General features: G+C 63.7%; 9 protein-coding genes. 4 read left to right on the top strand and 5 right to left on the bottom strand.

The genetic code is table 11. The annotated features are described in order from the left end of the window. Nucleotides 1-688, bottom strand: a 688-nt coding sequence (locus tag C446_RS09430) for a ZIP family metal transporter (protein ID WP_006672859.1), incomplete at its 3' end; no start/stop codon positions are given. Nucleotides 689-836: 148 nt separating this feature from the next. Then, nucleotides 837-1517, bottom strand: coding sequence for a metal-dependent transcriptional regulator (locus C446_RS09425; protein ID WP_006672858.1), 681 nt, complete (start codon nucleotides 1515-1517; stop codon nucleotides 837-839). Nucleotides 1518-1615: 98 nt separating this feature from the next. On the opposite strand from C446_RS09425, the gene rocF reads away from it, so the two are divergent. Next, entirely contained in the window at nucleotides 1616-2554 is a 939-nt protein-coding gene (gene rocF, locus C446_RS09420) for an arginase (RefSeq protein ID WP_006672857.1), read from the top strand. A gap of 125 nt (nucleotides 2555-2679) precedes the next feature. Then, entirely contained in the window at nucleotides 2680-3849 is a 1170-nt protein-coding gene (locus C446_RS09415) for an NAD(P)/FAD-dependent oxidoreductase (RefSeq protein WP_006672856.1), read from the top strand. Between the two features lie 35 nt (nucleotides 3850-3884). Here the strand turns inward: C446_RS09415 and C446_RS09410 are convergent, their stop codons facing one another. Further along, nucleotides 3885-4529 (bottom strand): acyltransferase, encoded by a 645-nt coding sequence (locus tag C446_RS09410; RefSeq protein WP_006672855.1) that lies wholly within the window; start codon nucleotides 4527-4529, stop codon nucleotides 3885-3887. A gap of 171 nt (nucleotides 4530-4700) precedes the next feature. Next, the gene (locus C446_RS09405) at nucleotides 4701-5555 is read right to left on the bottom strand and encodes an Nmad3 family putative nucleotide modification protein (RefSeq protein ID WP_006672854.1); all 855 of its coding nucleotides are present in this window, start codon (nucleotides 5553-5555) and stop codon (nucleotides 4701-4703) included. Between the two features lie 131 nt (nucleotides 5556-5686). Here C446_RS09405 and C446_RS09400 point away from each other — a divergent pair, with 131 nt between their 5' ends. Continuing rightward, nucleotides 5687-5878 (top strand): hypothetical protein, encoded by a 192-nt coding sequence (locus tag C446_RS09400; protein ID WP_006672853.1) that lies wholly within the window; start codon nucleotides 5687-5689, stop codon nucleotides 5876-5878. Nucleotides 5879-5957: 79 nt separating this feature from the next. On the opposite strand, the gene C446_RS09395 is transcribed toward C446_RS09400, so the two are convergent. Further along, complete coding sequence (locus C446_RS09395) at nucleotides 5958-6218, bottom strand: hypothetical protein (protein ID WP_006672852.1); 261 nt, start codon at nucleotides 6216-6218, stop codon at nucleotides 5958-5960. A 601-nt stretch (nucleotides 6219-6819) separates the two neighbouring features. On the opposite strand from C446_RS09395, the gene C446_RS09390 reads away from it, so the two are divergent. After that, complete coding sequence (locus tag C446_RS09390; RefSeq protein ID WP_006672851.1) at nucleotides 6820-7002, top strand: hypothetical protein; 183 nt, start codon at nucleotides 6820-6822, stop codon at nucleotides 7000-7002. Nucleotides 7003-7198 lie beyond the last annotated feature (196 nt).

Genomic DNA, 7198 nt, shown 5'->3' with positions numbered 1-7198 from the left:
CCGGACCGCCGGCGATGACGCCGATCGCAGCGAAGTGTCGGAGCGGCGGTGTCGACGTATCGCGCGCGATCGCGGCAACGACGGTGGGTCCCTCCATGACGTTGTGCATCACGAACGCCAGGACCAGCAGTGTAAGCGTCGCTGCATCGCCTTGAACGTAGGAGACGCCGATCCCCAATCCTTCACCGATGCTGTGTAAGCCGAGCGCGATCGCGATGAGGTACGCTATCTCGATGCCGGTCTTTTCGCTTGCAACCATCGTTCGCTGACGCCACTGACTGAGGACGTACATCACGACGAACGTCCCGACGGCTCCGACGAGAGCCACCCCGAGTGCGAATGCGGGAGTAGCAGTGTTACCGGCGTGCTCGACGACATCTTCAGTCATCTCGACGGCAATAAACGCGAGCACCCCGGCTGCGAGCGCCATGAAGCCGTGAATGTATCTCAGGTCCAGCTCCCGGATGAACGGGAACCAGAGCATCCCGATCGCGACCGGGATGATTCCCGCGATCGCGCCGATGATCGTCACGACCCAGAGCACCTCGAGTGTGCCCGCTTCCTCGACGCCGGAGAGGTCTCCGAACGGCGACGTGAAATAGAGGAATCCAAACACCACCGCGAGAATGACGATTGGTCCGATCGCGAGTAGCCACCGCGGCAGATCGTAGAGTGATCGGTCTTTCATCGCGTCTCGTCACCCCCTGGCGAGAGAGATAGTGTCTCCATTACTCCTGGATTAGACGAGGCTAAACTTATGCCTTTCCACTATATCTGCCGTTAGAGTCGGTCTAAACTCCTAAATCGGATGACTACTGAAACGACGGAAACGGGGGCTACTGCTCGAGTTCGGTGGGCTGAGCGACGCGAACGTGATGGGCGACGCGGTCGGGCAGCGAAACCGGTTCGTCGGCGTCGCTCGAGCGAGCGGTCACCATACCGAAGGGGGCGACCTCGAGGATTTCGAGTTCGACACCGGGTTCGACGCCGTGTTCGGCCAGATACGAGAGAATTTCGGCGTCGCGGTCGGCGACTTCTTCGACGACGACGGTGTCGCCTTCGGTGAACTCGGCGATGGACTCGCCTTCGGGTCGGTCGGGCGGCTCGAGGTCGGCACTCGGGATGGGGGAGCCGTGGGGATCGACTTCGGGCTCGCCGAGCGCGTCGGCGACACGGGCCTCGAAGTCCTCGCTGATGTGGTGTTCGAGGCGGTCGGCCTCGTCGTGGACCTCGGACCAGTCGTAGTCGAGGTGCTCGGTGAGGTAGGCCTCGAGCAGCCGGTGGTGGCGGACGACCTCGAGGGCTACCGTCTCACCCTCGTCGGTCAACGTGACCCCGCGATACTTCTCGCGGTCGACCAGCCCACGGTCCTCGAGTTTGTCGAGCATGCTGGTGACCGTCGGCGACGTGACCTCCAGCTCCTCGGCGATTTCGGAGGTCTTGATCCGGTCGTCGGTCCCCCGCTGGAGCTGGTAGATCGCCTTGAGATAGTCTTCCATCACGTCGCTCAGCATCATACACTCGGTTTAGGGCCATCTAACCCTAAATCTGTTGTCGTTCGAACTCGCCACGTAATATCACTACCTCCTAAACACCCCGGGTCGTATCTGGAGCTATGGTTTCGACCGTTCGTATACTCGGTACACCGATGGACTACGGGGCGAACCGCCGGGGGGTAGACATGGGCCCCTCCGCTATCCGCTATGCCGGACTGGCCGACGAACTCGAGCAGGCTGGCGTCGAGAGCGTCGACGCAGGTGATCTGGCCGTCCCGCGAGCAGAGGAGATAGACCTGGACCGCAACGTCGAGGAGGACGCCGATATCTGGGGCGTCGACAACGCGAAGTACCTGCCCGAGATCGCGGACGTCAGTAGTCGGCTCGCCGACCGCGTCGACGAGACGATCGCGGACGGCGAGTTCCCGTTGGTGCTGGGAGGTGACCACTCGGTCGCGATCGGCTCGTTACACGGTGCCGCCCGCGAGGCCGACCTCGGCGTGGTCTGGTTCGACGCCCACGCGGACCTCAACACGCCCGAAACGTCTCCCAGCGGCAACGTTCACGGGATGCCCCTGGCCGCGACCCTCGGTCGCGGTTCCTTCGGCGAGATGGGGTGGGCCCACGCCCCCCGCGTCCAGGAAGACTCGATCGTGTACGTCGGCCTGCGTAGTATCGACGATCGCGAGCGGGAACTGGTTCGTGACAGCGAGATGACCGCGTTCACGATGGCCGACGTCGACGAGCGCGGGATGACGAGCGTCGTCGAGGAAGCCCTCGAGATCGCGACCGACGGAACGGATGGGGTTCACGTCAGCTTCGACCTCGACGTGGTCGAACCCAAGTCCGCGCCGGGTGTCGGCACGCCGGTCCGTGGCGGAATTACCTATCGGGAAGCCCACGCGGCACTCGAGACCGTTTCAGAACGGCACGAACGCGACGGCGTGCTCCGGTCGATGGACGTGGTGGAGGTCAACCCGATTCTCGACGAGGCCAACGAAACCGCGGAACTGGCTGCCGAACTTACGGCGAGTGCGTTCGGGAAGCGCATCCTCTAACTGGCCGTCCGATTTCGGTCCCGCGTCGGCGGTTCTACCGGAACAGTATCGTGTGGCGTGAAAACAATCGGCACGCAGATAACGGTTCCAACACCTTTGTATCAGAGGGTTTCGGAGTGTGGGGTATGACTGAGAACGTCGTCGTGCTCGGTGCCGGGTACGCCGGAACCGGCGCGATCAAAAAGCTCGAGTCGGAGCTCGGTGACAACGTTCGTCTAACCTGGATCGCAGACGTGGACTACCACCTCGTTCTCCACGAATCCCACCGCGTGATCCGCGATCCGGATGTCCGGTCCGACGTTACGTTCCCGGTCGACGACGTCGCGTCGCCCTCGACCCGGTTCATCCAGGCCGAAGTCACGGGGCTCGACGTCGACGAGCGGGTCGTCGAACTCGAGGACGCGGAAAACGTCGAGTACGATTACGTGCTCGTCGCGCTCGGCAGCCAGACCGCGTTCTACGGCATCCCCGGGCTCGAGGAACACTCCCTGACGCTCAAGAGCCTCGACGACGCCCTCGAGATCCACGAGGCGGTCAAAGAAGCGAGCCAGGAAGCCACCCGCGGCGACCCCGCACAGATCGTCATCGGCGGTGCCGGCCTCTCGGGAATCCAGACCGCCGGCGAAATCGCGGAGTTCCGCGACGAGCACCGCGCCCCGATCGAAATCCACCTCGTCGAGGCTCTCGAAGAGATATTCCCCGGTAACGACCCGGAGATCCAGCAGGCCCTTCGCGACCTGCTCGAGGACGCCGGCGTCCATATCCACACCGACGATCCGATCACCGAAGCCACCGACGAACAGATCGAGTTCGACGAGGGCGACCCGCTCGAGTACGACGTGCTCGTCTGGACCGGCGGCATCACCGGCCAGGACGCGCTCGACGAGGCGGACCTCGAGAACGAGCACAACCGCGTCACCACGGAGGCGAACTTCCAGACCTCCGACGAACGCGTGTTCGCGGTCGGTGACTCGGCGATCGTCGATCAGGGCGATCAACCTGCACCCCCGACCGCACAGGCCGCCTGGCAGGCTGCGGAGGTCGTCGGCGAGAACATCGCCCGCGCGATCGAGAACCGCCCGCTCAAGACCTGGGAGTACGACGACAAGGGAACCGTCGTCTCGGTCGGCGACAAGGCAGTCGCCCACGACGTCAAGCCGGCCTTCGGCATCTCTCTGCCTGTCGACACGTTCGGCGGTCTCCCGGCAGAGACCCTGAAAAAGATGATCGCGGCCCGCTGGATCAAAGACGTTACGTCGGTCAACGAAGCCCGGAAGTCCTGGTCCTCGCTGTAAGCGGTTTCGTCACTCGCCGGTCCGACACCGCCTCGTTACTGGTCGTCAGTGTTTTCCTCGTTGCTCGAGTCACTCGCGTCGTCGCCACCCATCGGGCGAGCCGGTACACCCGCGACGGTGGTCCCCGGCGGTACGTCCCGCGTCACGAGCGAGTTCGCCGCGACCCGTGCGTCCGCGCCGATCTCGACCCCGGGAAGGACGATCGCTCCCGCGCCGATCATTGCTCGCTTTCCAACCACGACCGCTCCGGTACGGTACTCGTCCTGGAGGAACTCGTGACATAGCAGCGTCGCGTCGTAGCCGACGATCGCGTCCTCCTCCAGGGAGATCAACTCGGGCCAGAACACGTCCGGCGTCGCCTCGAGTCCCCAGGAGACGCCCGGAGCGACGGTGACGCCGATCCGACGCAGGAACCAGCGCCGGAGCCGCAGGCTCGGGGCGATGCGGGCGAGCCAGACGAAGACGTAATTGAACGCGACCCGCAAGGGGTGTTTCGCGTCCGTCCAGAACGCAAGCGAATTTCGCCGTCCGGGGGTTGGGTGGCGGTCGACGCGGCCGTGTCTGGTGCCGGCGGAGGTGTCGGAACCGCAATCGGGGTCGGCCCCCTGGCTCGGACTCGAGTCCGGCACAGACTCGGCGGGCGAACCGTCGCTTCGATCGGTTTCGTGGTCGTCGGTCACTACCGGCCGTTGGACCTGTCACCACAAGAAACTGCTCGATCGGACGGACGATGCGGTTCGAGAGCAGCCGGTTCGTGACGAGCCAGCTACGGGCGTGACGGTCGAAACGGGTAGTTGTGAGCGTTCGTAATCGATTTTCGGTTGGCGTCCGGGTCAGTGTGAGAAACAGGATCAGTCGTTCTCAGACCCGTCGGCCACGACCTCCTTCGAGTCGGCCGATCGACTGCCCGGTCGCCCGACCCGGTCGACGAACGCCGATCCCGGCAGCTCACACCGGTAGGCCGGTTTGTACATCATGTTCTTCCCACCCGCAACCACCTGCCACTTGTCGCCGATCTCCTCCCGGAGATAGTACTGGGCCCGTTCGTTCCCCGGTTTCACGTAGTAGTCACTGAGTCGGATCGGGTCTCGGTCGAAGAGACCGCCGGGTTCGCACCCGTCGATCAGAACGATCGTCTTCCCCGACAGGTAGGGGACCCCGTCTCGTGCCCGTTTCGCGTGGGCGTTCTCGGGGTGTGCCTCGAGAATTGCCTCCCGTTTCGCCGCCGGGGTCTCGGGGGTGATGACGTCGACCCGATCGACCGTGAAGTAGCCGATCAGATACCGGTGCGCGCGGTCACCGCCGGGTCGCCGCAAGCCGGCGTAAAACCCGACGGCGTCGCCGGCCTCGAGTGTGCGCAGCCGGGAGACGTAGCCGCTCGTACGGTGTTCGCCGTAGGTCAGCGCCTCGAAGTTGGGATCGCGGTGCAACGGCCACGACTCGAGGGCCTCGTCCGTGACGGTCTCGCTGCCGTCCTGGACTGGCTGGGGCGTGATCCGCGTCGTGAGGTCGGCCGCGGTACGGTTTCGACCGTGGTCGTCGTTGCGTGGCCCCCGTAGCTGCCACGAACCGAGCGTTTCCGTCTCGCTCGTCTCGCGGGTTTTCTCCGGAATGGGAACGTACTCGAAACGCCCGTCGTCGTACAGCGGCCCCAGGGCCCCCAGGTTCGTGCTATCAGCGCCGATGCCGGCGAGGACGACCGTCATAGTCGCTCCCCTCTCGACGGAGCGGTCCGATAAAGCCGGCGATGATCGATCGCCACGCCCGAACGTCCTCGAACTCGAGCGGTTCGAAGCCCTGAAAAAACTTGATAGCTCGTGGCAGGTTACGGGCGGCAATGAACGACGACAGTCGGCGAGCCGCCGCGATCTGTACCGACTGCGGTAACGTGTTCGCGGTCCAGGTTCGGGCCGACGGTACCGTCCGGCCAATCGGGACCGGTGTCACGTGTTCCTGTGGCTCCGACTCCTTCGATGTCCTCGATGGCACACCCACACTCGAGGACGGACAGGATCGAACCGAGGCGTAACGACTTCTTCGACGAAGGGACGCTAGGTCAGACCGCCAGGGCGACCGCCAGACCGTCAGACCGTCAGACCGTCAGATCGTCAGCGTTCGTTCGATCGGGAGGCATAAAAGAGCGGCACGAGCAACAGTAGCAGCAACGACCCCATCACGGCGATCGAAATCCAGATGGTCGACAGCAGGGTCTCGGGGATGACACCGCCCATTTCGGCGAGCCAGAGGAGACTGTACGCCCCGGCCAGTAAGAGAAACACGACGTATAGCTGCAGTCCGAGACGGAAGGCGTGATAGACTCTGGTCTTCGTGACCGGGTTCGGGAAGTAGTCGTCGATGGATCGAATCATCTCCCACGCTCACCCGTGTTACGTGCCAGTTGTCGAGGCGCGGAATCGGCGTCCGTCCCATCCGCCGCTCGTCCACACCCCTCCGTCGCGGCTGTAAACACCCAGTACGGAACGGTGATTCCGCCGGCCGAGGCGGCCCCCGGTGGAGCTCGTTCGTGCTCGAGCGCGGTCGAGTCTCGAGGCTCGACGGACCGCTCGAGCCCCTCGTTTGGTGTCGGGTTCGGTCCCGTAACTGGACGAACGCCGCCCCCACGCGTCGAACGTTGCAACCGTATCGCTGTATTACCGCCGCTGCTCTTGAATCTTTTCGGTACTGAACTGTTTCAGGCGGCGTTCGAACCGATGTCGATCCGCCGGCCCCGCGGACAATCGAAACGCGGACGGCCCTCGGGATCACTGCCGGCTACTGGTCGCCCCCCGAAAGCGAGACGGGGTCGAGGCCGAACACGTCGGCGGGAACTAAGACCGGTTTCTCCGGATTCCCGACCCGCAGCCGTCGGTAACGACGGCCCCTCGCGATCCCACCGGCAGAGCATTCCCGGAAATCGAATCGGATTGTGTCAGATTCAAATGGCCGGACGTAGTGCCGGAACATAAACGAATGAACGACGACGGAGCACACGATTTTCTCGCTACCTGTGACGACTGTGGGAGCGCATACGCAGCGACGCTCACCGACGACGGTGACGTTCTTCCACTCGGGGCTCGAAACGGCTGTCAGTGCGGCGGCACGTCGTTCTCTCGAGTGAGCGAAGACGATCTCACCGACGCTTCTGATGCCTGAGTCGTCTCCTCGGAGCGGTCGTTCAAGTATAGGCTCTGGCGTTCCCGGACGTTTCGCGTTCGTGTTCGTGTTCGCTTTCAGTTTTCAGTTTTCGTCTCCCCGATGTACATCTGTTCTAGTTTAGTGGCGGAGTGAAGCAGCATCTCAGCGGAAACTGTACCTAATTGGGAAGCTATTGGCTCAGGAGACTGGGTTC

This window comes from Halobiforma nitratireducens JCM 10879 (assembly GCF_000337895.1).
GTDB classification, from domain to species: domain Archaea; phylum Halobacteriota; class Halobacteria; order Halobacteriales; family Natrialbaceae; genus Natronobacterium; species Natronobacterium nitratireducens.
This window is presented reverse-complemented; position numbering and strand designations above follow the sequence as displayed.

Bases quoted from the DNA above. Each gene is read 5' to 3' on its own strand.
- C446_RS09425 (WP_006672858.1), bottom strand. From the start codon at position 1,517: ATGATGCTGAGCGACGTGATGGAAGACTATCTCAAGGCGATCTACCAG.
- rocF (WP_006672857.1), top strand. From the start codon at position 1,616: ATGGTTTCGACCGTTCGTATACTCGGTACACCGATGGACTACGGGGCG.
- C446_RS09415 (WP_006672856.1), top strand. From the start codon at position 2,680: ATGACTGAGAACGTCGTCGTGCTCGGTGCCGGGTACGCCGGAACCGGC.
- C446_RS09405 (WP_006672854.1), bottom strand. From the start codon at position 5,555: ATGACGGTCGTCCTCGCCGGCATCGGCGCTGATAGCACGAACCTGGGG.
- C446_RS09400 (WP_006672853.1), top strand. From the start codon at position 5,687: ATGAACGACGACAGTCGGCGAGCCGCCGCGATCTGTACCGACTGCGGT.
- C446_RS09395 (WP_006672852.1), bottom strand. From the start codon at position 6,218: ATGATTCGATCCATCGACGACTACTTCCCGAACCCGGTCACGAAGACC.
- C446_RS09390 (WP_006672851.1), top strand. From the start codon at position 6,820: ATGAACGACGACGGAGCACACGATTTTCTCGCTACCTGTGACGACTGT.